Here is a 23,613-nt window from a genome sequence, read left to right on the forward strand (position 1 = left end):
GTCTACTACCTACTGTTCCGTCGGAGCAGCCCACGCTTGGGAGCTGCCGCACGAGACTTGGGGGCGCTGGCGGGGGTCTCTTCGGCCTTCTGCTCGAAGGACTGAGCCAGCCGGGTCACGGCCTGGCTGACCGGGTGCTTGGGCAGCGCCGAGGTGATCGGCTCCCCCGAGTTGGTCGCGTTGGCCACCTGCGAAGAGGTCGGGATCGCGACCTCGATCTTCATGGCGAGGGTGCTCTCGACCTCCTCGGCCGAGAGGCCGACCTTGTCGTCCGCCCGGTTGAGCACAAGATGGCGCCGGCTCTTCGGGAAGTTGAGCAGGTCGAGGGTCTCGACGGCGATCTTGACGTTCTTCAGCGTCGGTACGTCGAGCGTGGTGACCAGCAGCAGCTCGTCGGTCTCGTCGAACGCGCTGAGCACGAACTCGTCGAACGTCGGCGCGGTGTCGACCACGACGAAGTCGAAGTTGGCCTTGAGCATGCTGAGGATCCGGCCGACCAGCACAGCCGGGATCGAGTCCTTGGCGTCCGGCTGGACCGGGGCGACGAGCGCCGAGATCCCACTGCCGTGCGGCGTCAGCAGCGGCTCGAGCACGCTGAAGTCCAGGCCGCTCTCGAAGTGCACGGCATCGGCCATCGTGCGCGCCGGGATCAGCTGCAGGGTGATGGCGATGTCGCCGAACCCGAGGTCGAGGTCGACGACACAGACGCTCTTGCTGCCCTTGTCGGCGAGTGCGATGCCGAGGTTCACGGCCAGCGTCGTCTTGCCCACCCCTCCCTTGGGGGAGAACACGGTGATCAGCTGACCGACCGGGCCGTTGGACTCCGTCTGGCCCGGTCCGTTGAGCGCGGTCCAGACCTGCTTGGCGCGGCCGACGGCGGCACCCAGGCCGGTGAGATCGCGCTCCTCGACCACCTCGCGCATGCCGGAGCGCAGCGCCTCGGCCAGCACGCTGGTGTCCACGCGACGCCGGATCAGGATGACGCTCGTCGAGGGACGGGTCACGCGCAGCATGTCGGCGAGCGACGCAGCGGCCTCGAGGTCCACGCCGGGACCCAGCACGATGGCGAACTCGTCCGGGGTCGCGCTCAGGGTCTTCTTCAGCTCGTCGAGGTTGTCGACGACGCGTGAGGAGCTGCCGGTGACGGAGGTGAACAGCTCCGCACTGCCGGAGTTGCTCTCAACGATGATCGGCATCGGCGATCACCGGAAGAGGTTGGCGGAGGTCGTACCCGGGCCGGCCTGGACCTCGGACTTGTCGTTGAGGTAGCCGAAGGAGAGCTCGCCGGTGGTGCTGGCGAGCATGATCTGCTCGGCCTGGTCCTGGTCGACGGCGAGCGTGAACAGCGTCTTGGGGAGCTGCTCGGTCGTCTGCGCACCCTCGGTGTTGGTGGTCGTCGTCGAGACCACCGTGGTCGCACCGACGGCGACGACCTCGATCTCGGGCTGGAGCAGGCGCACGCCCGTCTGGCCGCTGCCGATGTCGCCGTTCATGAAGATGGCGACCTTGTCGCCGGGCACCACGAAGCCGGCCACACGCCCGGTGTCGGACAGGGTGACCGAGATCGCGATCTTGCCGTCGGGCAGCGTCAGGGTGTCCTGGTCGCCGGGGGATCCGAACTTCGCCGTGATGATCTGCTCGTTGGGGTAGACCGGCGACAGCGCCACCTGGGCGCCGAGGGTCTCGATGCTGTTCACAGCCCCCGGGAGGACCTGCTCGCGGGGCACCTCGCCCAGCTCGAGCTTGCCGGCGGCCTGGGCGGCGTCGAGCGTCTCGCCCGGGTTGATCTGGGCGATCGCCTTCAGCACCTGGACCGGCGCCTGGGCCTCCTTGGCGCGGTTGTCCGCGCCCCGGACGTACAGAAACACCATCGTGCTTCCGAGAGCGGCGATGAGCGCCGCCACGATCAGGAGTACTGTCCTGCGTCCCATGCTTCGACCTGTCTACTCGAGCTGCGGCCGCTCCAGGTGGCTCCGGAGCGTGCGATGAGGCTGCTCCCAACAGCCTCACGGTTAAGGGTTCTACAAACCCCGGCCGTCGTCCTGGAAATCGCCTAAATCACCCCCAGACTGTCCGTTCGGCTGACGCGCGTGGTCACGCCGGGTACAAGCGGTCGATCTCGTCGCGCACGAGCCGGCTCACATGGGTCCGCCGGAGTTTCAGACTGGGCGTCAGGTGGCCCTCCTCCTCGGTCCAGTCGGTGGCCAGCACCCGGAACTTCCGGATCGACTCGGCCTGAGAGACCAGCTCGTTGGCCTCGTCGACGGCCTGCTGTACCTCGGCCAGCAGGTCCGGGTCGTCGACCAGCGCTGCGGGCGACGTGGGCTTGCCTCGGTGGCCGGCCCAGGTCCGAACGGCGTCCGGGTCGAGGGTCACCAGCGCGGCGATGAAGGGCCGCCCGTCGCCCACGACCATGCACTGGCTGACCAGGTGGTGCGCGCGGACGCGGTCCTCGAGCGGGGCCGGGGCGACGTTCTTTCCGCCCGCGGTCACCAGGATCTCCTTCTTCCGACCGGTCACCCGGACGAATCCTTCGTCGTCGATCTCGCCCAGGTCGCCGGTGCGCAGCCATCCCTCGGCGGTGGTGACCTCGCGGGTGGCGTCCTCGTCGTGCCAGTAGCGGCTCATCACCTGGCCGCCGCGGACGAGCAGCTCGCCGTCGTCGGCCACGCGGATCGTCGTACCCCCGAGGGGCTGGCCGACGGTGCCGATCCGCTGGGCTGCGGGACGGTTGACGGAGATCGCCGCTGTCGTCTCGGTGAGCCCATAGCCCTCCAGGACGGTGATGCCGACGCCTCGGAAGAAGTGTCCGAGCCGCTCGCCCAGTGGGGCACCGCCCGACACTGCGAACCGACACCGCCCTCCCAACGCGGCCCGGAGCCGTGCGTAGACCAGCCGGTCGAAGAGCAGGTGTCGCGCGCGCAGGACCGGGCTGGTGCGGCCGCGGTCGAGCGACTGGCTGTAGGCGATGGCGGTGCGTGCGGCCCGGTCGAAGACCCCTCCACGACCGTCGACCACGGCTCGCTGCGAGGCGGTGTTGAACACCTTCTCGAAGACGCGGGGGACTGCGAGGACGAAGGTCGGCTGGAAGGCGCCGAGGTCGTCGACCAGCGACGTGATGCCTGCGGTGTGTCCCAGCCGGACGCCCGCCCTGACGCAGCCGACCTGGATGACGCGGGCGAACACGTGTGCCAGCGGGAGGAACAGGAGGGTGGCGGCGTCGTCGCCCTCGAAGAGCTCGGGCAACCCGTCGAGGGCCACGCCGAGCTCGAACTGGAAGTTTCCGTGGGACAAAACGCAGCCCTTGGGGCGTCCGGTCGTGCCCGAGGTGTAGATCAACGTGGCGGCGTCACCGGGACCGGCCGTCGTACGGCGGGACTCCAGGTCTGCGTCGGGGACGGACTCGCCCCGGCGCACGAGCGCGTCGACCGCGCCCTTGTCGAGGGTCCACAGGTCGTGAACCTGCTCGGACCAGCCGGCACCGTCGCGTGCCTGGTCGACCCGGTCGGCGTGCGCGGCGGTCTCGGTGACGACCGCGACGGCGCCCGAGTCCTCGAGGATCCAGGCGACCTGCTCCACCGAGGACGTCTCGTAGACGGGCACCGTCACCGCACCTGCGAACCAGATGGCGTAGTCGAGAAGGGTCCACTCGTAGCGGGTGCGTGAGATCAGCGCGACTCGCTCGCCGGCCTCGACGCCGGCGGCCATCAGCCCCTTCGCGACGCCGCGCACCTGGTCCAGGAACTGGGCGGCGGTCACGTCCTGCCAGCCGCCGTCCCGGGCGACGCTGAAGGCGACAGACTCGGGTGCCGCGTGGGCCCGGCCGACCACGTCGTCCGTGAGGTTGCCCGTGGAAGGGAGCTCTGTGGTGAGCGGGGTGGAGTACTCGCGCACGCCTGTCCTCCGGGTGACGTCGGTCTGCGAGGGCGACGCTACCGGCTGGCCTGCCGTCGGCACGCCATCGGCTACGCTCCGCATGTTCCGACGCCCACGAAATCGAGGTCGACCTGATGGCCGAGCAGACCACCTCCAGCATCGTGATCGACGCCGAGCCGAGCGCGGTCATGGCGGTGATCAGCGACTTCGACGCCTACCCCGTGTGGGCACAGGGAGTGAAGAAGGCCGAGGTGGTCGAGGACGGCACGGACGGTCGGGCCGAGCAGGTGTACTTCGAGCTCGACGCCAGCCCGATCAAGGACGCCTACACGCTGGAGTACGACTGGACGGGTGACGAGGCGGTCCGCTGGACGCTGGTCGAGGGCAAGATGCTCAAGGCGATGGACGGCGCCTATGAGCTCGCTGATCGGGGCGGCAGCACCGAGGTGACCTACCGCCTCGCCGTCGACATCTCCATCCCCATGATCGGGATGCTCAAGCGCAAGGCCGAGAAGGTCATCATCGACACGGCTCTGAAGGGGCTGAAGAAGCGGGTCGAGTCGCTCGGGTGAGGGTCGTCCTCTTCACAGGCAAGGGCGGCGTCGGCAAGACCACGGCAGCGGCCGGCACCGCGGCCCTCGCCGCGCGGAGCGGCGCACGCACCTTGGTGCTGTCGACCGATGCCGCGCACTCGCTGGCCGACGCGCTCGGGGCACCTGTCGGAGCGGAGCCGACTCGAGTGGAGAAGCGGCTTTTCGTCCAGCAGGTCGACGCGCAGCGGCGGTTCGAGCGCTCGTGGGCCGAGATCCAGGGCTACCTGCTGAGCGTGCTGGACGCGGCGGGCGTGGACCCGATCACCGCGGAAGAGCTCACCGTCATCCCCGGCGCCGAGGAGGTGCTGGCGCTCCTGGAGCTCCGGGCGCAGGTGCTGTCGGGGGAGTGGGACGTGGTTGTCGTCGACTGTGCGCCGACGGCCGAGACGCTCCGGCTGCTCGCCCTGCCGGAGGCGCTGGGCTGGTACATGGACCGCGTCTTCCCCACGGAGAGACGCATCGTCAAGGCGCTGCGACCGGTGCTGGCCAAGGCTGCCGGGGTGCCCATGCCGCAGGACGACGTCTTCGACGCGATCGAGCGTCTGCACCGCGACCTCGAGGAGGTGCAGCAGCTGCTCTCGGGCGCCGATGCCAGCGTCCGACTGGTCCTCACGCCTGAGACCGTCGTCGTCGCCGAGGCGCGGCGGTCGCTGACGTCTCTGTCGTTGTTCGGCTATCGCGTCGACGGCGTCGTCGCCAACCGGGTCTTCCCGTCCGACGGGGCAGACCCGTGGCGCGAGCAGTGGGTGCAGGCGCAAGCGGGCGTGCTGGACGAGATCCGCCAGTCGTTCGGCGGGCTCCCCATCTGGTCGTCCGACTACCTGTCGGGAGAGCCCGTCGGCGTCGACGCGCTCGCCGAGTTCGCAACGCGGGCGTACGGCGACGACGACCCGCTCGCCGTACCGGCGGGCGAGGGGCCGATGTCTGTGCGGCGGACCCCCAGCGGTGCCACCCTGCGGATCGCACTACCGTTTGCCGATAAGTCTGACATCGACCTGGCCCGACACGGAGACGAGCTGGTGGTGACCGTGGGTTCGTACCGACGCCTGCTGTCGCTGCCTGCTGCGCTGGCGCGGCACAGCGTGGCCGGAGCGCGCGTGGAGGACGGAAGCCTCCAGGTCCGGTTCCGTCCCGTCGAGGAGACGGCCCAGGAGGGAACGGCATGACGGACGAGGAGCGGCCGCCCGCGGATGCGGTCGGGAGCCTCGCCGAGGAGGCGGCGAAGCTGCTCGGTGCGCTCGGCGGCTGGGCCTCCGACGGAGCCGGTGATGCCGCGTCCGGTGCCGCGGGGCTGCTGCACGACCTCAACGAGCACGTCGCGACTGGCGGGGCGGAGTGCCGCTACTGCCCGCTGTGCCAGGTGATCTCGGCCGTCCGTGACACCTCCCCCGAGGTGAAGCAGCACCTGGCCACGGCGACGACGTCGCTGCTGCACGCCGCCACCGGGGTGCTCCAGTCCCGGGCCGGGAAGGGCGGGGACGCCGCGGCACCAGAGCCCGTGCGGAAGATCGACCTCGAAGACGCCGATGACGACACGGAGTGGGAGGACTGAGAGATGGGTCTGACGGTCGGAGTCGACGTCGGCGGGACCAAGATCGCGGCCGGTGTGGTCGACGAAAAGGGTCAGATTGTGGCGACCTCGCGGCGCGAGTCACCGGCCATGGACAGCGAGGCCGTCGAGGCGACCATCGCCGAGCTCGTCCGCGAGCTCAAGAAGGAGCACGCGATCGAGGCGGTCGGCGTCGGCGCCGCCGGCTTCGTCGATGTCCGACGGTCGACAGTCCTCTTTGCTCCCAACATCGCGTGGCGCGACGAGCCGCTCAAGGCCGAGCTCGAGCGCCTCACGGACCTCCCTGTCGTCGTCGAGAACGACGCTAACGCGGCCGCCTGGGGTGAGTTCGCCTTCGGCGGCGGCAAGGACTTCGACGACTTCCTCCTGGTCACGGTCGGCACCGGGGTCGGTGGCGGCATCGTGCTCGACGGGCAGCTGCACCGGGGTGCCTTCGGCGTCGCCGCGGAGATCGGACACCTGCGCGTGGTCCCGCAGGGCCGACCGTGCGGGTGCGGGAACCTCGGTTGCTGGGAGCAGTACGCCAGCGGATCGGCCCTCGTCCGGGACGCGCGCGAACGGGTCGCTGCGGGTAGTGACGACGTCGCGAACCTGCTGAGGCGGGCCGGCGGGCGGGCGGAGGACCTGACGGGTCCGATCATCACCGAGGCCGCGCAGGATGGCGACGCCGTGGCGGTCGAGCTGCTGTCCGAGGTGGGGCGCTGGCTCGGCGAGGGCATCGCGTCGCTGACTGCGGTGCTCGACCCCGCGGTCGTCGTGATCGGGGGAGGCGTCTCCGAGGCCGGCGATCTCTTACTGGAGCCAATCCGTCAGCACTTCCGAGCGAACCTCACGGCCCGCGCCTACCGGCCCGAGCTTGAGATCCGGCCAGCGGAGCTGGGCAACAAGGCGGGTCTGATCGGAGCTGCCGATCTTGCGCGACAAGACTGAGCGGGGTCATCGCGCAGCACGACGGGCTACTCAAGGAAGGCGCGCGTTCCTGTGGAAAGCCAGTCGAAGCACGGTCGCCCGGCAAGGCAAGGAAGCGTTGTCCAGGTTGCCGCTGGCAAATCTGGAGACCAGCGATTCATCGGAGTCGACGTCGGCGGGACGAAGATTCTCGCCGGCGTCGTGGCGGAGGACGGGACAGTCGTCGACGTCCTTCGCGCGAGCACCCCGGGCCGGTCCGACGCGCCCGAGGTCGTCGAGCGCGCGCTCGTCGAGGGGGTGACCACGCTGCGTCAGGAACATGACGTGACTGCCATCGGGGTGGGCGCTGCCGGGTTCGTGGGCCTCGACGGAAGGGTCAGGTTCGCGCCGCATGTGTCGTGGCGTGACGAGCCCTTTGCTGCGAAGCTCACTGACAGACTGGGAATCTCGGTGGTCGTCGACAACGACGCGAACGTCACCGCCCTCGCCGAGCTCCGGTATGGCGCCGCGGCGGGACGGCGCGAGGTGCTCGTGCTGACGCTCGGCACCGGCATCGGGGGAGCGGTCGTGATGGGCGGCGCCGTACGACGAGGGGCTCAGGGTCTCGCCGGGGAGTTCGGGCACCTGCAGGTCGTGCCGCAGGGCCGCCTGTGCCCGTGCGGCCACCGAGGCTGCTGGGAGCAGTACGCCAGCGGCACCGCCCTCGTCCGCGCGGCGCGGGAGGCCGGCGCTCCGGAGGACGTCACCGGCCCAGAGGTCACGGCGGCCGCCGGCACGGGGACGAGCTGGGCCGAGGCCGCGTTCGCCGAGGTCGGCAGGTGGCTCGGGGTCGGGCTCGCCGGCCTGGTGGCGGGGCTCGACCCGGAGCTGGTCGTGATCGGCGGCGGCCTGTCGGCGGCCGGCGACCTGTTGCTCGACCCGACGCGGGCCGCGCTGGCGGACCGGTTGCCCGGTCGCCGCTACCGGACCGTGCCGCCCGTGGTCGTGGCCGCCTGCGGCCCGGAGGCGGGAATGATCGGTGCCGCTACGCTCGCCCGCGAGTCCATGGGACAGGTCGGAGGCACAGTGGGAGGATCGTCCGCGTGACGCGCATCCGGGTGGCGACGTACAACATCTTCATGGGCGGCCGACGAGGCGCCGCCCTGCACGACGTCGTGCGTCGCATGCGGCCCGACGTGCTGCTGGTCAACGAGAGTCCCAAGCGACCACTCGTCTGGAAGCGACAGTGCAGCCGGCTCGCCGACCGCTGGGTGCTGCGCTGCGTCGCGGGCGGTCGACCTGCCGGTTCCAACCTCGTCGCGGTCGGCCCGAGGGTGGTCGTCAAGCGCGCCGGCGCCGAGCGTCTTCGGCAACCGCTGTTCCAGCCCCGCCGCGGCATCGCGTGGGCCCAGCTGCGCGTCGAGGGTCGCCTCCTGGGCGTCGTCAGCTGCCACCTCAGCCTGGACCGCGACCGCCGGCTGGTCGAGGTTCGGCGGATCCTCGAGGTCGCGGCGACGCTTCGCGGCCCGGTCGTCCTCGCCGGCGACCTCAACGAGCCGCCCGGCGGCCCGTCGTGGCGGAGGCTGCGCGACGCCGGCTTCCGCGACCACGGCGACGGCGGCTGGCTCACCTTCCCGAGCGAGGACCCCACGTCGCGGATCGATGCTCTGCTCGTCCGCGGTACGACGGGGCGGGTGCTGTACAACGGCGACCCCGGTTTACCGGAGACGCTGCTAAGCGCGGCCAGCGACCACCGGCCGATCCTCGCCGAGATCGAGCTCGACTGAGCGAGCGAAGCGTCAGGGCCGGCGGTACTCCGGCACCAGCTCCTGCGCCAGCTGCTCGAGGAACAGACCGACGTCGGTGACGATGCCGCGCGCCTGGGAGGAGCCGCGGTCGGCGAGCTTGGTAACCGTCGCCGGGTTGATGTCGACGCAGACCAGCGGGATGGACGCCGGCAGGATGTTGCCGGTCGCCACGGAGTGCAGCATGGTCGCCACCATCAGGCAGAAACCGACGTCTGCCAGCTTCGCGCGCATCGCGCGCTGCCCGTCGATCACGTCGGTGTAGACGTCCGGCAGCGGGCCGTCGTCGCGGACCGAGCCGACGAGCACGAACTCCTTGTCGTGGGTGACCAGCGCGTGCATGATGCCGCCGCTCAGCACGCCGCTGTCGACGGCGGCCTTGATCGAGCCGGCCTTGCGGATCGTGTTGAGCGCACGGATGTGGTGCTCGTGGCCGTGCTCGACGCCGCGGCCATGCGCGAGGTCGACGCCCAGCGACGTGCCGTAGAGCGCGGACTCGATGTCGTGGGTGGCCAGCGCGTTGCCGGCGAACAGCACGTCGACGAAGCCGGCGTTCACCAGCGCGACCATCGCCGGCGAGGCGCCGGTGTGGACGACGCCCGGGCCGCCGACCCAGAGCACCTTCTTGCCGTTGTCCTTGGCGTCGCGCATCCCGTCGGCGACCTGGCGGACCAGGACGGCCTGCGGCTTCTCCGAGGACACGTCGGACTCCATGAACCCGAACGACTCCGAGCTCTTCGCCACCTCGGGCACCGTGACCTTGATGCCGGCGGCGCCGCAGACCACGCGCATGCCGGCCTTCACGTCGGACATCGGGAGCGTGTAGACCCGAGTTCGGTCGCCCTCGCCTTCGACCACCAGACCGCAGTCCATCTCGGGGTTGTCGACGGCGACCCAGCGGCCGTCGACCCGCACCCGGGTCTCGAGGTTGGTGGTGGAGTAGAACTCGTCGGGGAACACCCCGTCGGTGTCGGCGACGGTCACGCTGGCCTCGCCGGGGTCGACCATGTTCACGCCGTGGGTCTGCAGCCGCATCAGCAGCCGCTGCAGGTCGTCGTCGTCGTCGGTCCAGATCTTGATCGTGGCCGTCGACATGTCGCTGGCCTCGTGACCGACGTCGATCCGCTCGATGACCCAGTCGCCGCCGTACTGGCGGATGTCGTCGAGGACCCGGGACAGGATGCCCGAGTCCATCAGGTGACCGGTGATCTCGACGTGCTCGGTGGACGTCACGAAGGCTCCTCGCGTGTGGCAGGGGTACGGCGAGGACGATCGTTACACAACGGCCCCGTCGTCGCCCGACCAGTCGTCGCGGCGGCCGCGCGGCATCGTCGCGACGAGGTAGCCGAAGCCGCCCACGAATGCCACGACGAGCAGGAACGACACCCAGGCGGGGTAGGTCCAGCCGAACACGATCCCGAGGAGCATGGCGAGCGGGCTGCCGAACAGCCCGATCCACGCGGCCTTGCGACGCGGCTCCAGGACCGGCAGCGGCGGGGGCGGGGGCGGCACGTAGTGCCCCTCGTCGTCCCACGGCACCGGTCCGTCGCCGACGTCGTCGCGGTCCTCCTCGGCCCGCTGCAGCTGAGCGTCGAGGTAGGTCCGGTCGAACAGCGAGGGGGAGGGCGCGGCCGGCTCGGACGGCGCGGGCTTCCCGGACGCTTCGGCGTCGAGAGCGACGTCGGGACCCATCTCCGGACGCTCGCCGTAGTTGGCCACGATCTCGAGCCAGGCGGCCTCCTCGTCGAGGGGACGCTTGGCGTCGTCGGTGCCGCCGGAGCGCTCTTCCGGCGTGCGGTCGTCGGGCTGGTGGGTCATGTTCCCGTCACTCGTCGTACGAAATCGGCGGACTCCTCCAGGATGACGGAGGCGTCGTTGTCGAGCGTAGCCACGTGGTACGAGTGCTCGAGGATCCGCTCGGTCAGGTCGCGCGAGGAGACCGAGGCCAGGATGATCCGGCCCGACGACGGGTCGACGACGTGGTCCTCGGCCGAGCGGAACATCAGCAGCGGCGACGTCACCTTCGGCAGGTCGGCGCGGACCTGCTTCCAGCCCAGCATCATCGAGCGGGCGGCCTTGAGCGGCGTGCGGGTGTAGCCGTGCTCCTCGACGTCCGGCTTCTTGATGTCGTTGGCGATCCCGGGGAACGAGCCGACGACGTGCTGCAGCACGGGCAGGGCCAGGACGTCCTTGCGCTGGGTGTGGACGGCCGGGTTCACCACGACGATGCCGGCGACGTCGCGGCCGCGGTCGGCGGCGAGCTGCAGCACGAGCCCGGCCCCCATCGACAGGCCGCCGACGACGACCTGGTCGCAGTTGGCCCCGAGCTTGTCGAACGCCCGCTGGACTTCGCCGTACCAGTCGGCCCAGCGGCACTTGTTCAGCTCCTGCCAGGTGGTGCCGTGCCCGGGCAGCCGGGGTACGGCGACGCCGTAGCCGAGCCCGGCGAGGTGCTTCCCCCACGGCACCATCGAGGCCGGCGAGCCGGTGAACCCGTGGCTCAGCAGCACGCCGATGCGCTGCCCGTCCGCGCCGGTCGGGGTGGCGTCGGCGTAGAACGGCTCGGCGTAGGGCGAGATCGGCAACGGTCGCTCCATGAGACGGCGGGCTGGTCCGGACCTGAATGGTCGCACGCCACCGACGATGGGGATAGGGTTTCGGCGGCGGTCCGGGACGGGCGGTCGCCGAGTCGCTCGCTGGAGGTGTCGGATGTTCTACTGGCTGCTCAAGTGGGTGCTCGTCGGACCGGTTCTCAAGCTGGTCTTCCGGCCGCACACCGAGGGCGCCGAGAACGTCCCCGACGAGGGCGCCGCGATCCTCGCCAGCAACCACCTCTCGTACGCCGACTGGCTGTTCATGCCGCTGACGCTGGCCCGACGGGTCACCTTCGTGGCCAAGGCGGAGTACTTCACGACGCCGGGCCTCAAGGGCTGGTTCCAGAAGCAGTTCTTCTCCGGCTCCGGTCAGGTCCCGATCGACCGCTCGGGGGCGAGCGCGGCCGAGGGTGCGCTGCAGTCCGCCAAGAAGGTCCTCGGCGCGGGCGAGCTGTTCGGCATCTACCCCGAGGGCACCCGCTCCCACGACGGCAAGCTCTACCGCGGCAAGACCGGCGTCGCCCGCCTCGCGCTGGAGATGAAGGTCCCCGTCGTCCCGGTCGCCGTCGTCGGCACCGACGTGGTCGCGCCGCCCGGCAAGAAGTTCGGCTCGTTCACCCGTCCGGTCGTGCGCTTCGGCACCCCGCTGGACTTCTCCCGCTACGAGGGCCTGGAGAACGACCGGTTCATCTTGCGGTCGATCACCGACGAGATCATGTACGAGATCATGCGGCTCTCCGGCCAGGAGTACGTCGACATGTACGCCACCCAGGCCAAGGCCCTCGACAAGGAGGCCGCGGCCGCCCAGAAGGCGGGCGACAAGGGCGACAAGGGCGACAAGGGCGACAAGGGCGACAAGGTCGGCCAGGGCGCCGGCCGGCCGGCCGCCTGATCGCCGACCGGTGAGCTCCCTCGAGCCCCGCCGCGCCGGCGGCGCCGTCGGCCTGCCCGGGCGCGTGCCGGCGACCGGCTGGGGCTGGGGCCCGGGTGGTTCGCCGTCCGACCAGGTCGGGACGTCGCTGTTCCGCGCCCTCGCGATCCTGCGGGTGGTCGTCCTGGTCTACAGCCTCGCGGTGACCCTGTCGCGGTGGGACGACCTGGCCCGGCCGGGCCTCGGGGCGTTCGTGCTCGGCGGGATGGTGCTGTGGACCGGCTTCGTCACGTGGGCGTACGACGAGCCGCGGCGCCGGACGACGGCGCTGCTCGTCGCGGACGTCGTCGTCTCGTGCCTGGCGCTGCTGTCGACGCCGCTCGTGCAGGGCGCCGAGATGATGCAGGGACCCAACGCCTCGACGGTGCCGTCGTTCTGGGTGATGGCGTGCGTGCTGGCCTGGGCCGCGCAGCGCGGCTGGCTCGCCGGCGTGCTCGCGGCGGCGGTGGTGTCGGCATGCGACTTGTCCATCCGCACGACGATGACCGCGGCCAACTGGGGCAACATCTTCCTGCTGCTGCTCGGCGCCGGCATGGTCGGCTACTCCGCGACGCTGGTGCGCGAGGCGACCGAGGCGCGGGCGCGGGCCGAGCGGCTGGCCGCGACGATGGAGGAGCGCGCCCGGCTCGCCCGGGTGGTGCACGACGGCGTGCTCCAGGTGCTGTCCCTGGTGCAGCGGCGTGGCTCCGAGCTCGGCGGCGAGGCGGCGGACCTCGGCCGGTTGGCGGGGGAGCAGGAGGTCGCGCTGCGCGCGCTGGTCCAGGGCACGGCCGCCCGCGCCGCCCACGACGAGCCGGTCGCGACGGATCTCATGGAGGCGCTGGCGCCGTACGCCACCCGCGCGGTCACGGTCTCCGGCCCGGGCGGGCCGGTCGAGCTCCCGGGAGGCATGGTGGCCGAGCTGGTCTCGGTCGTCCGGGCCTGCCTGGACAACGTGGCCAACCACGTCGGTCCCGACGCGCCCGCGTGGGTGCTCGTCGAGGACCTCGGGGGCTCGGTCGTGGTGACTGTGCGCGACGAGGGTCCCGGTATCCCGGCCGGTCGGCTCGAGACCGCGCAGCAGGAGGGCCGGCTCGGCGTCTCCGAGTCGGTGAAGGGGCGGGTCGCCGACCTGGGCGGCACCGCCGTCCTGGTCACCGGCCCCGGCCAGGGCACCGAGTGGGAGCTGACCGTCCCGCGCCCGTGAGGTCCTCGGCGCTGGCTAGGCTCGCGGCCGTGACGATCCACTCCGAGCACCCGTTCGCGGACCCTGAGGGCGGCCGCGACCCGGCCCGGCGGCTGCGCGGCCGGCTCGGCGCGACGGTGTGCCTGGTCACCACCGGCAGCGGTACGGCGCGCGCCGGGCTCACGGTGTCGTCGGCGATGGTCGCGCACGGCGACCCGGCGCACGCGCTGCTGCTGCTGGACCCCGACTCCGACCTGGCCGACGCCCTGGCCGGCGGCGTGGGCGAGCAGGGGCGCGGCGTGCTGCACCTGCTGTCGTGGGAGCACCGCGACCTGGCCGACGCGTTCGCCGGGGTCGCGCCGGCGCCGGGCGGCGTGTTCCGGCTCGGCAGCTGGACCGACACCGCCTGGGGGCCGCTGCTCGACGGGGTGAGCGCGTGGGCCGGCTTCACCGTCGACGACGCGCGCGAGGTCGGCTGGTCGCTGCTCGTGGACGCCGTTCTCGACGAGATCCACCTCGCCGAGGAGGGCGAGCCCTTGGTGCACCGGCGTGGGCGGTACCAGCGCCCGGCCGGCACGTCGTAGCCTTCGGGCACCCGACTACCGATATCGGTAGTCGAGGAGTGACCCAGGGGTCACGGTAGGACTACCGATATCGGTAGTGGTCCGGGGGAGGAGCGCGAGATGAGCTTGACGGTGATGGTGGTCGACGACCACCCGATGTGGCGCGACGGGGTGGCGCGCGACCTCACCGAGGCCGGGCTGGAGATCGTCGCGACGGCGTCGACCGGCACCGAGGCGATCACCCGGGCGAAGGCGACGCGGCCGCAGGTCGTGGTCCTCGACCTGCAGATCCCCGAGCCCAACGGTGTCGCGGTCACCTCCGCGCTCGTCGCGGACGACCCGGGCGTGCGGGTGCTGATCCTGTCGGCCTCCGGCGAGCAGGACGACGTGCTGGAGGCGGTCAAGGCCGGGGCGACCGGCTACCTCGTGAAGTCCGCCTCCCGCGACGAGCTGCTCGACGCGGTACGGCGGGTGGCGGCGGGCGACACGGTGTTCACGCCGGGGCTGGCGGGGCTGGTGCTGGGGGAGTACCGCCGGCTGTCCGACACCCCCGCCGCCAAGACCGACGACCCCGACGCCCCGCGTCTCACCGAGCGCGAGACCGAGGTGCTGCGCCTCGTCGCCAAGGGGCTGTCCTACAAGCAGATCGCCGAGCGGCTCTTCCTCTCGCACCGCACCGTGCAGAACCACGTGCAGAACACGCTCCGCAAGCTGCAGCTGCACAACCGCGTCCAGCTAGTGCGGTACGCCATCGAGCAGGGGCTCGACGAGGACCTCAAGCAGTCCTGAGCACCAGCGTTCAGAGCTTTGAACGCCGCCCCTGAGCGTGAACCCGCCGCCGTTCAGGGTGTTGAACGCGATTCCGGTCATGCGCGCCCCCGGCGGTGCTTAGCGTCGTTCTCGTGTCGCCGGGGGGCGACGCATCTCGGGATCTGTCGCTAGAGCCCACGAGGGGGCCTCTTCATGTCATCTCGCACCTCCAACGTGCCGCGCTACCGCGGCCTGCCACGCACCACGCGCAGGCGCGCCCTGGCCGCGGCGGCCTCCGCCCTGCTTGCGCTCGGCGCACTTCCGTCGGGCTCTGCCTTTGGTCTGGCGATCACGAACGCTGTCTTCAGCGGCGGAACCGGGACGGCGTCTTTCGCCGGAACGTTGTACGCCACGCCGGGCGCCTCCGTGACGTTGACCGTGCAGACCGACAGCGACGCCAGGTGCGTCAAGCTGGGCGGCGCGTTCGACGCCGTGCAGGTCTCCGATGTCGCCAAGACGACGTGGAGTTTTCCCCTCACCGCCCAGTCCACCAATGGAGTGGCCACGACGACGGTCGCGGTGTCCGACAAGTTCAACAACAACCAGGGCAACGGCAACAACTGCACCGGCAATGGCAACCTCACCACGACCGCGTCCTACGTCGTCGACGGCACTGGCCCGGTTGTGACCGCCGGCCTCAGCCCCGCTGCCAACGCGGCCGGCTGGTACAAGACCGACGTGACAGTCCGCTGGACCGCGACCGACACCGGCTCCGGCGTGGCTGGGGCCCAGCCCTTCAGGACCGACACCGTGTCGGCCGAAGGCATTTCGACGATTACGGCGCCTGGGCAGACCGACCGGCTGGGCAACACCGGCGCGGCAGGATCCGTGACGGTGCGCGTCGACAAGACGAACCCGACGATCACAGCGGCACAGACCAAGCACGCCGACGGCACGACGACCGTCACGTTCACCTGCTCGGACCCTGACCCGGCTGGCGGAGTGGCGTCGGGGATCGTGTCCTGCTTGGCGGCGGGCTCGACCACCAACTCGAAGACGGTGGGTCCGAGCGTCACGGTGAACGGCACGGCGACCGACCGAGCCGGCAACACCGTCACCACGAGTTCGACGACTCCGGTCGGCGACACGACGCCGCCGAGCCTCTCGGGCACTCCCACCACTTCGCCCAACGGAAACGGCTGGTACCGGGGCGACGTCACGATCGACTGGACCGCGGCTGACCCGGAGTCAGGTGTCGTGACCGCACCGGCGAACACCATGATCAGCAGTGAGGGCACGGGCCTGACCAGCAGCCAGACGGTCACGAACGGGGTCGGGCTCAGCACGACCGCCTCGAGCAGCCCGTCTGTGAACATCGACCGCACCGCGCCGACGACCGGCCTGACCGGCACCTCGAACGACTGGGTCGACGACGAGGTCACCGTCGGCTTCGACGCGACGGACATCCTGTCCGGTGTCGACACGACGACGTACACCGTCGACGGTGGCTCACCCCAGACGGGGAACAGCGTGACGCTGTCGACCGACGGGACCCACACCCTCACCTACTTCAGCACCGACAAGGCCGGCAACGCCGAGGCCGTGAAGACCGCCGAGGTCAAGATCGACCGGGCCGCTCCCACGATCGGGCACACCTTCAGCCCGTCGACGTACACCGACGGTGCCTGGACCAACGGCAACGTGACCGTGACGTTCAGCTGCGAGGACCAGGGCGACTCGGGGCTGAAGAGCTGCACAGCGCCGGTGACGGTCTCCGAAGAGGGTGCCGGGCAGCAGGTGCACGGCGCTGCCGAGGACAACGCCGGCAACACCGCCACCGACCTGGCGACGGTCAGCATCGACAAGACCGACCCGACGATCACGGCCCAGGCCGACCGCGTGGCCAACGACGCCGGCTGGTACGACGACGACGTCACCGTCAGCTACACCGCCTCCGACAGCCTGTCGGGCATCTCCGGCACGCCGGGCAACGATGTGCTCGGTGAGGGTCAGGGCCAGTCGGCCGGCGCGTCCGTGGCGGACGCGGCGGGGAACTCCGCCTCGGCCGGCGTCACCGGCATCAACGTCGACAAGACCGACCCGGAGCTGACCGCGTCGTACAGCACCGACTGGCACACCGGCGACGTCACTGTCGACTGGAGCTGCTCGGACGCACTGTCGGGCGTCGCCACCGGTCCCGTGGACGACACCGTGACGGGCGAGGGCGACAACCTCTCCTCCTCCGCGAGCTGCACGGACGAGGCTGGCAACTCGGTCACGGAGACCGTCCAGGGCATCCGGATCGACCGCCATGCCCCGGTCACCACCGGCTCGTTGGACGGCACGCTGGCCAACGGCTGGTACCGCAGCACCGTCGAGGTCACTTTGTCGCCCTCCGACAACCTCTCGGACGTCGACACCACCTACTACGAGCTGGACGGTGGCGCGACCCGGACCTACGACGGCCCGTTCTCGGTGACGAGCGAGGGCTCCCACACGGTCGAGTTCTGGAGCGAGGACGTCGCCGGCAACGTCGAGACTGCCCCTACGCCGCTCACGTTCCACATCGACACGACAGCTCCGACGACGACGGTCACCAGCCCGCTGTCGACGGCTGGCGACTGGCACGTCGAGAGCGGCATCGCGTTCGCCTTCGGGGCGACCGACGCTCGCTCCGGCGTGGCCGCGACGTACTTCACCATCGACGGGGGTGAGCAGCAGACCTACGGCGCGCCGTTCACCGAGGACCTCTCCGACGGGACGCACAGCGTCACCTACTGGAGCGTCGACGCCGCCGGCAACGTCGAGGTCGAGCGCTCGTTCGACCTGTTCGTCGACACGGTGGACCCGACCATCTCGGCCACCCAGACGCCGGCCAAGAACGCCTTCGGCTGGAACAACACAGACGTCGAGGTGTCGTTCTCGTGTGACGACGCCACGCCCGGCTCCGGTGTCGCCAGCTGCACCGACAAGGTGCTTCTCGTCAACGAGACCGCTGGCGAGATGGTGAACGGCAGCGCCGTCGACAGGGCTGGGCGCCAGGCCTCCACGTTGTACGGTCCGGTGAGGATCGACACCACCAAGCCGACGCTGCAGGGTGTGCTTCCCGACGCCAACGCGGCGGGCTGGTACCGGGACGACGTTGTCGTGACCTGGGTCGGTGACGACGCCCTGTCGAAGCTCGACCCCGCGACGCAGCCGGGCGACAGCACCATCACCGGTGAGGGCAGCAACCTCGGTGCCGGTCCGGTCACGATCAGTGACAAGGCGGGCAACGAGAGCGAAGAGACCTCGGTCAGCGGCGTCAACATCGACCGGACCGCTCCGGTCATCGCCGGTGGGCCGACCACCGCGCCCAACGCGGCGGGCTGGTACAACGGCGAGGTCGTCGTGGACTTCACGTGCACCGACGTCCTCTCGGGCGTCGCCACCTGCCCGACGAGCAGGGTTCTCAGGGGCAATGGCGCAGGCCAGAGCGTGACGAGCGACCCCGCGTCCGACGTCGCCGGCAACGTGGCGACGGGCAAGACAGTCGGTGGCATCAGCATCGACGGCACGGCTCCCGTGACCGCGGCCGACAACCTGTGCACCAAGGTGAACGGGTGGTGCACCGGATCGACGGCCAACGTCGTTCTCACGGCCCAGGACCAGGCCGGTCTCGCGGGCGTCAAGGAAATCCATTACAGCGTCAACGACGGGGCAGAACAGGTGGTGGCCGGCTCTTCGACGACGGCCGTCGTGCCGCTCAACGGCTCGGGTCAGGGCACGGTGGACTACTGGGCCGTGGACAACGCGGGGAACCGTGAACGGCTGAACTCGGCCGAGCTCCAGTGGGACAACATCGCCCCGACGGTGACCCACAGCGTGTCGCCTGCCCCGAACGCTGAGGGCTGGAATCGGAGCAACGCCACCGTGACATTCGACGCCACCGACGACGACAACGGGTCCGGTGTCGACGCCAGCACAGTGACCGCCCCGGTTGTCGTGTCGGCGGAGACGGCCGGACAGCTCGTGGCCGGATCGGCCAAGGACCTTGCGGGCAACGTCGGCGCCGACTCGGCGACCGTCAAGCTCGACAAGACCACCGGCTCGATCTCGGGCGCGATCACCTCGGGCACCAAGGGCGACAACGGCTGGTACACCGGTCCGGTCAAGGTCGAGTTCACCTGTGACGACGCGCTGTCCGGCGTCGCCGCATGCGCGGCCCCCGTCGTCCTGACCGCCAACGGCGCGAGCAACTTCGCGTCCGGAACCATGACCGACGTGGCTGGCAACACCGCCGACACGTCAGTCGCCGGCATCAAGATCGACCAGGAGAAGCCGACGCTGACCACGGCAGGCGTGAACGTCCAGGGCGGCACGTACACCGTCGGCCAGGTGCCGGCGGCGACCTGCACGGCCACGGACTCGTACTCCGGTGTCGCATCCTGCACCGTCACGGTCACCGGCGGCAACGCCAACGGTGTCGGCGAGTACGCCTACAGCGCGACCGCGAAGGACCAGGCCGGCAACGCGACGACGATCACCGGCACCTACAAGGTGATCTACCGGTTCGACGGGTTCCTCCAGCCGATCAACGACACGGCGCACCAGGTGGGAACTTTGACGAGCATCTTCAAGGCCGGCAGCACCGTGCCGGTCAAGTTCCAGCTGAAGAAGGCCGACGGCACCGTCGTCCAGGCGACCTCGGCGCCGAAGTGGCTGACCCCGGTCAAGGGCAGCGCGATGACGGCGCCCGTGGACGAGACCGCGTACGCGATCACCGGCGACAGCGGCTCGACGTACCGCTGGGACGCCTCGGCCCAGCAGTACATCTACAACTGGAAGACCGACAGCAAGGGCGGGAACTACTGGCGGATCGGCGTCACGTTCGACGACGGCCAGACGTACTACGTCAACATCGGTCTCCGGTGACGGTCGGCACCACCACCTGACGAGCGGGGCCTCGCGCACTCAGCGCGAGGCCCCGGTCTCATCCCGAGGAAGGGCGGCTCCATGACGGCCACGGTCGGTACGACGGAGGCGAACTGCCCCGCCTGGTGCGCGCGGCGGCACGGCAGGCACGACGTCGGCGACGAGGAGCAGCTCCACGTCAGCGGAGCTTTGCAGGTCCGCCGCACCCTGCTCCGCCTGGTCAGCACCGTGGAGACCGTGGCCGGGATCCAGGGCGGGCCGTACGTCGTCGTCGGCGAGCAGGACTACACGCTCCACGAGGCGGAAGTGCTGATCGCCGCGCTCACCCAGCTCGTGGACGAGGCCCGGGCGGCTACTGGCCCCGGAGTGCCTCGAATGCGGAAGCCCGGTCCTTGACCCGCAGCTTCTTCAGCACCGTCGACACGTGCACCCGCACGGTGGTGGGGGAGAGGAACAGCCGCCTCGCGACCTCGTCGGTGGACAGGCCCTCGGCGAGCAGCTCCATGACCTCCCACTCCCGCGCGCTCAGCTTGGCGGCCGCCGTCGACGTGCGCACGAAGCGGGGCGTGGCGGGGGCGCGGAACTCGCCGAGGATCCGGGCGACGAGGCGCCGCGGCATTGCGGCCTCACCCTCGAGCACCCCCCGGAGCGCGAAGGGCAGCCGCGCCGGGTCGGTGTCCTTCAGCAGGTAGCCGGACGCGCCGGCGCGCAGCGAGTCGAAGAGGTCGTCCTCCTCGGCGGACTGCGTCAACATCACGACGGTGACGTCGTTGAGGCCGCGGGAGATCTCGTGCGCCGCCTGGATGCCGCTGCCGGGCATGTGGATGTCCAACAGGGCGACGTCGGGATGGTGCTCCGCCGCCAGCCGTACGGCGTCCGGTCCCGTCGCGGCCTCGGCGACGACGTCGCAGCCGCCGACCTCGAGGGCCTCGCGGATCCGGCTGCGGATACGGGCATGGTCGTCGGCGATGACGACCCGGATCGGCCGGTCGGCGGTCACCACGTCACCTCGACGGTGGTCCCGCGGCCCGGCTGGGAGTCGATGTCGAACCGCCCGGACAGGGCGGCGGTGCGGTCGCGCATGCTGATGAGCCCGTACCCGCCGCTCGTGCCCACGCGCTCGAAGTCGAACCCGCGGCCGTCGTCCTCGACCACGAGCTTCCTGTCCCCGTCGAGGCGGCCGAGCCGCACCTGGATCGAGCCCGCCTCCCCATGCCTGACGGCGTTGCTGATCGCCTCTCGCGTGATCCGCACGAGCGAGTGGCGGTGCTCGGGTAACGCGTCCACCGAGTAGTCGACGTCGACCACCACGCGGGCGCCGTACCGCTGCGCCGCCTGATGAGCAACGCGGTCCAGCACGAAGCCGAGCGGCTCGTCGGGTCCGCGGCCGAGCGCGTCGACGGCGGCGCGGGCCTCGTCCTGGGCGCGGTCGCAGGCGGCGAGGACGCTGGCCTTCAGGTCGCTCTCCGAGATCTGGTGTCCCTCGCTGCGGATGTACGCCAGCTCCTGGACGACGCCGTCGTGCAGCTCACGCGCGAGCCGGCGCCGGTCCTCCAGCACGGCTGCCCGGGCGTAACCGGTCCAGTACTGCCCGATCTCGCGCAGCGCACCGACCAGGAGGAGCGCGTAGCAGCCGGTGCGCAGCACGTCCCCGGTGTAGAGCCAGTCGCTGTACAGCGAGGGAAACAGCACGTAGCTCACGCGGGCGAATCCGCCGAGCGCGCAGGCGGGCCCGAGCAGCCGCAGCAGACCGTCCTCGCGCCGCGTGGCCTGGGTCGTGAACAGCAGCGAGGCACCGAGGAAGCACGCGGCGGCGACCACCTGGGCGACGAGCAGCAGCCAGTGTCCGTCCACGACCGGGTGCTGCGCGGACGCGGGTGGGCTCGGTGCGAGCGCGACCGGCAAGCGGTCGCGCACCAGGAAAAGCAGCGCGGCCAGGACGAGGAGGAGGAGCCACGGCGCGGAGGGGGCCGACGCCGAGAGGCGGCGCGGGGCCGGGCGGTCACCGGTGGCAGCGGCGGCGACGATCAGGACGGCCGCGACCAGGCGCAGCGCCAGCGGCAGCCACACGTCGACTGTCCGCGGCGGCCCGAGCGGTACGTGGCTGAGCAGCAGCGACAGGGCGAGACCCGCCACGCCGAGCAGCACCAGGCCGTGCGTGAGCAGCAGGTCCTGCAGCCGGCCGCTGCGCCGGAACCGGCCGTTCAGCAGGTACGCGAGCAGCAGCGCGACGCAGCCGTCGACGGAGTCCAGCACGAGGTGCAGCGCGGGACTGTGGTAGCCGAAGACCAGGTACGGCGTGCCGAGGATGCCGCCGGTGACGAGCAGACCGACCGCCCACGCCAGCGCCGTCAGCGCGCCCGGCGGCACGGATCGGTTCGTCTGAACCGTCCGGCCCACGGCGGCCCCCCGGTCATGCATCTTTGAATGCTAAATGAGAGGTTCGTCCGGTCGATCCGTTTCGGAAATCTTCGTCGTCGCCGCGGCTAGGCTCGCGACGTGGCCCGACGACGACTCGTGCTGATGGCGGACACGCACCTGCCCAAGCGGGCGAAGGTGCTGCCGGACGAGCTGTGGCGTGCCGTCGAGCACGCGGACCTCGTCGTGCACGCGGGCGACTGGGTCGACGTCGAGCTGCTCGACGAGCTGGAGAATCGCTCGCGGCGGCTGCTGGCCTGCTACGGCAACAACGACCACGGCGAGCTGCGCACCCGGCTCCCTGAGGTCGGTACCGCGGAGGTGGACGGCCTGCGGATCGCCGTCGTCCACGAGACAGGGCAGGCCCACGGACGGGAGCGGCGGTGTGAGGAGCGGTTCGCCGGTCACGACGTGCTGGTCTTCGGGCACAGCCACATCCCCTGGGACACGACGGCCGACACCGGGCTCCGGCTGCTGAACCCGGGCTCGCCCACCGACCGACGCCGCCAGCCGCACTGCACCTACATGACCGCCGACGTCGTCGACGGCCGGCTGGACGAGGTCCGGCTGCACCGGCTCCCGGCCCGCGGAAACGTCGCATGAGCAAGGACACCGACCCCGAGGAGACCTTCGCAGCGATCGCGGAGGAGCTGTACGGCGTGTCGCCGGCGGAGTTCACGGACGCGCGCAACGGCTACGCCAAGGAGCTGAAGGCCGCCGGCGACAAGGAGCTCTCCGACCGGGTCAAGGTGCTCAAGAAGCCGTCCGTCGCGGCCTGGGTGGTCAACATGCTCGTGCGGCACAACGCCGAGGAGATGACCCAGGTGCTCGACCTCGGCGCCTCGCTGCGCGCGGCTCAGGCCGATCTCGACGGCGACGCCCTGCGCGAGCTGACCAAGCAGCGCCGCCAGCTCGTCGCCGCGGTCGCGGGCAAGGGCCGCGTGCTGGCCAAGGAGCTGGGCCAGAAGCTGTCGGAGTCCGTGCAGCGGCAGGTCGAGGACACCCTGCACGCCGCGATGATCGACACCGACGCCGAGGCCGCCGTGCGGTCCGGGATGCTCGTCGACCCGCTCACCCCGTCGGGCATCGGGTCGGTGAAGGCCGCGTCGGCGGTCGCCGACCACACCGCGATGGGCCGCTCGGCCCGGCCGCTGTCGGAGGTCACCTCCAGCGCCGCCCAGCGCCCGAACCTGACCGTCGTACCCGAGATCGACCCGGAGGAGCGCGAGCGCGAGCGGCGGCGGGAGGAGCGCACCGCCGCCAAGCAGGAGCTGCGCACGGCCCAGGCCGACCTCAAGGTCGCGCAGAAGGAGCTCAAGCAGCGCGACAAGCGGGTCAGCGACCTCGAGGCGGCGGCCCTGCAGGTCAACGGCGAGATCGACGAGCTGAAGCGCCGGCTCGACGAGCTCGACGCGCGGCTGGAGCGGCTCGACGACCAGCTCGGTACGGCGACCGAGGAGCGCGACGATGCGGCCGAGGACGTCGCCGAGGCCCAGAGCGCCGTCGAGGAGGCGCAGGCCGAGGTCGACCGCTTGGCGGACTGACC

Annotated in this window: 23 protein-coding genes; 14 read left to right on the forward strand and 9 right to left on the reverse strand. The window is 71.0% G+C overall.

What is annotated here, in order from left to right; all coding sequences use genetic code 11:
* Positions 1-5 precede the first annotated feature (5 nt).
* The 3 genes from ETU37_RS21560 to ETU37_RS21570 form a co-directional block, all read right to left on the reverse strand.
* Positions 6-1,196, reverse strand: a complete 1,191-nt coding sequence (locus tag ETU37_RS21560; RefSeq protein ID WP_129989386.1) for a CpaE/TadZ family protein — start codon at positions 1,194-1,196, stop codon at positions 6-8.
* A gap of 6 nt (positions 1,197-1,202) precedes the next feature.
* A complete protein-coding gene (cpaB, locus tag ETU37_RS21565) occupies positions 1,203-1,931 on the reverse strand; it encodes a Flp pilus assembly protein CpaB (protein ID WP_129989387.1) in 729 nt (242 codons plus the stop codon).
* Between the two features lie 163 nt (positions 1,932-2,094).
* Positions 2,095-3,894 carry an AMP-dependent synthetase/ligase gene (locus tag ETU37_RS21570; RefSeq protein WP_129989388.1) on the reverse strand — a complete coding sequence of 600 codons (1,800 nt, stop codon included), beginning with the start codon at positions 3,892-3,894 and terminating at the stop codon, positions 2,095-2,097.
* A 116-nt stretch (positions 3,895-4,010) separates the two neighbouring features.
* Here ETU37_RS21570 and ETU37_RS21575 point away from each other — a divergent pair, with 116 nt between their 5' ends.
* From ETU37_RS21575 to ETU37_RS21590, 4 genes are read left to right on the forward strand one after another with little or no spacing between them, the layout of a single operon-like run.
* Positions 4,011-4,448, forward strand: a complete 438-nt coding sequence (locus ETU37_RS21575; RefSeq protein ID WP_129989389.1) for an SRPBCC family protein — start codon at positions 4,011-4,013, stop codon at positions 4,446-4,448.
* The gene (locus ETU37_RS21580; protein ID WP_129989390.1) at positions 4,445-5,635 is read left to right on the forward strand and encodes an ArsA family ATPase; all 1,191 of its coding nucleotides are present in this window, start codon (positions 4,445-4,447) and stop codon (positions 5,633-5,635) included. Before ETU37_RS21575 ends, ETU37_RS21580 begins: the two co-directional genes overlap by 4 nt.
* Complete coding sequence (locus ETU37_RS21585; protein ID WP_129989391.1) at positions 5,632-6,021, forward strand: hypothetical protein; 390 nt, start codon at positions 5,632-5,634, stop codon at positions 6,019-6,021. The genes ETU37_RS21580 and ETU37_RS21585 overlap by 4 nt, the downstream gene beginning before the upstream one ends.
* Before the next feature lie 3 nt (positions 6,022-6,024).
* On the forward strand, positions 6,025-6,969 hold the full coding sequence (locus ETU37_RS21590; protein ID WP_129989392.1) for an ROK family glucokinase: 945 nt from the start codon (positions 6,025-6,027) through the stop codon (positions 6,967-6,969).
* 30 nt (positions 6,970-6,999) lie between these two features.
* Here the strand turns inward: ETU37_RS21590 and ETU37_RS23780 are convergent, their stop codons facing one another.
* Positions 7,000-7,269 (reverse strand): hypothetical protein, encoded by a 270-nt coding sequence (locus ETU37_RS23780; RefSeq protein ID WP_240755897.1) that lies wholly within the window; start codon positions 7,267-7,269, stop codon positions 7,000-7,002.
* Between ETU37_RS23780 and ETU37_RS21595 the strand changes: the two genes are divergently transcribed.
* Together ETU37_RS21595 and ETU37_RS21600 are read left to right on the forward strand one after the other, a co-directional pair.
* Positions 7,150-8,034, forward strand: a complete 885-nt coding sequence (locus tag ETU37_RS21595) for an ROK family protein (protein WP_240755881.1) — start codon at positions 7,150-7,152, stop codon at positions 8,032-8,034. The two genes, ETU37_RS23780 and ETU37_RS21595, sit on opposite strands and share 120 nt — an antisense overlap.
* Complete coding sequence (locus ETU37_RS21600; protein ID WP_129989394.1) at positions 8,031-8,714, forward strand: endonuclease/exonuclease/phosphatase family protein; 684 nt, start codon at positions 8,031-8,033, stop codon at positions 8,712-8,714. The genes ETU37_RS21595 and ETU37_RS21600 overlap by 4 nt, the downstream gene beginning before the upstream one ends.
* A 12-nt stretch (positions 8,715-8,726) precedes the next feature.
* Here ETU37_RS21600 and ETU37_RS21605 read toward each other — a convergent pair whose 3' ends face one another.
* The 3 genes from ETU37_RS21605 to ETU37_RS21615 are packed head-to-tail and all read right to left on the reverse strand — an operon-like array spanning position 8,727 to position 11,317.
* Positions 8,727-9,965, reverse strand: coding sequence for an ornithine cyclodeaminase, nickel-pincer nucleotide-dependent (locus ETU37_RS21605; RefSeq protein WP_129989395.1), 1,239 nt, complete (start codon positions 9,963-9,965; stop codon positions 8,727-8,729).
* A gap of 42 nt (positions 9,966-10,007) precedes the next feature.
* The gene (locus ETU37_RS21610) at positions 10,008-10,550 is read right to left on the reverse strand and encodes a hypothetical protein (protein ID WP_129989396.1); all 543 of its coding nucleotides are present in this window, start codon (positions 10,548-10,550) and stop codon (positions 10,008-10,010) included.
* Entirely contained in the window at positions 10,547-11,317 is a 771-nt protein-coding gene (locus ETU37_RS21615; protein WP_240755882.1) for an alpha/beta hydrolase, read from the reverse strand. The genes ETU37_RS21610 and ETU37_RS21615 overlap by 4 nt, the downstream gene beginning before the upstream one ends.
* A 124-nt stretch (positions 11,318-11,441) precedes the next feature.
* Here ETU37_RS21615 and ETU37_RS21620 point away from each other — a divergent pair, with 124 nt between their 5' ends.
* The 6 genes from ETU37_RS21620 (at position 11,442) to ETU37_RS21645 (ending at position 20,045) form a co-directional block, all read left to right on the forward strand.
* The gene (locus tag ETU37_RS21620) at positions 11,442-12,218 is read left to right on the forward strand and encodes a lysophospholipid acyltransferase family protein (RefSeq protein ID WP_129989398.1); all 777 of its coding nucleotides are present in this window, start codon (positions 11,442-11,444) and stop codon (positions 12,216-12,218) included.
* A 10-nt stretch (positions 12,219-12,228) separates the two neighbouring features.
* On the forward strand, positions 12,229-13,443 hold the full coding sequence (gene macS, locus ETU37_RS21625) for a MacS family sensor histidine kinase (RefSeq protein WP_240755883.1): 1,215 nt from the start codon (positions 12,229-12,231) through the stop codon (positions 13,441-13,443).
* Between the two features lie 29 nt (positions 13,444-13,472).
* Positions 13,473-14,006, forward strand: coding sequence for a flavin reductase family protein (locus ETU37_RS21630; RefSeq protein ID WP_129989399.1), 534 nt, complete (start codon positions 13,473-13,475; stop codon positions 14,004-14,006).
* 99 nt (positions 14,007-14,105) lie between these two features.
* Complete coding sequence (locus tag ETU37_RS21635; RefSeq protein WP_129989400.1) at positions 14,106-14,774, forward strand: response regulator; 669 nt, start codon at positions 14,106-14,108, stop codon at positions 14,772-14,774.
* A 174-nt stretch (positions 14,775-14,948) separates the two neighbouring features.
* Entirely contained in the window at positions 14,949-19,649 is a 4,701-nt protein-coding gene (locus ETU37_RS21640; RefSeq protein ID WP_129989401.1) for an OmpL47-type beta-barrel domain-containing protein, read from the forward strand.
* Between the two features lie 81 nt (positions 19,650-19,730).
* The gene (locus tag ETU37_RS21645; protein ID WP_129989402.1) at positions 19,731-20,045 is read left to right on the forward strand and encodes a hypothetical protein; all 315 of its coding nucleotides are present in this window, start codon (positions 19,731-19,733) and stop codon (positions 20,043-20,045) included.
* Here the strand turns inward: ETU37_RS21645 and ETU37_RS21650 are convergent.
* Both ETU37_RS21650 and ETU37_RS21655 read right to left on the reverse strand, forming a co-directional pair.
* A complete protein-coding gene (locus ETU37_RS21650) occupies positions 20,002-20,649 on the reverse strand; it encodes a response regulator (protein ID WP_129989403.1) in 648 nt (215 codons plus the stop codon). The two genes, ETU37_RS21645 and ETU37_RS21650, sit on opposite strands and share 44 nt — an antisense overlap.
* Complete coding sequence (locus ETU37_RS21655; protein ID WP_129989404.1) at positions 20,646-22,070, reverse strand: sensor histidine kinase; 1,425 nt, start codon at positions 22,068-22,070, stop codon at positions 20,646-20,648. The genes ETU37_RS21650 and ETU37_RS21655 overlap by 4 nt, the downstream gene beginning before the upstream one ends.
* A gap of 78 nt (positions 22,071-22,148) precedes the next feature.
* On the opposite strand from ETU37_RS21655, the gene ETU37_RS21660 reads away from it, so the two are divergent.
* Both ETU37_RS21660 and ETU37_RS21665 read left to right on the forward strand, forming a co-directional pair.
* The gene (locus tag ETU37_RS21660) at positions 22,149-22,670 is read left to right on the forward strand and encodes a metallophosphoesterase family protein (protein ID WP_240755884.1); all 522 of its coding nucleotides are present in this window, start codon (positions 22,149-22,151) and stop codon (positions 22,668-22,670) included.
* Positions 22,667-23,611, forward strand: a complete 945-nt coding sequence (locus ETU37_RS21665; RefSeq protein ID WP_129989405.1) for a coiled-coil domain-containing protein — start codon at positions 22,667-22,669, stop codon at positions 23,609-23,611. Before ETU37_RS21660 ends, ETU37_RS21665 begins: the two co-directional genes overlap by 4 nt.
* Positions 23,612-23,613: the final 2 nt, after the last annotated feature.

It is taken from the genome of Nocardioides iriomotensis, from assembly GCF_004168035.1.
In the GTDB taxonomy this organism is placed as follows: domain Bacteria; phylum Actinomycetota; class Actinomycetes; order Propionibacteriales; family Nocardioidaceae; genus Nocardioides_B; species Nocardioides_B iriomotensis.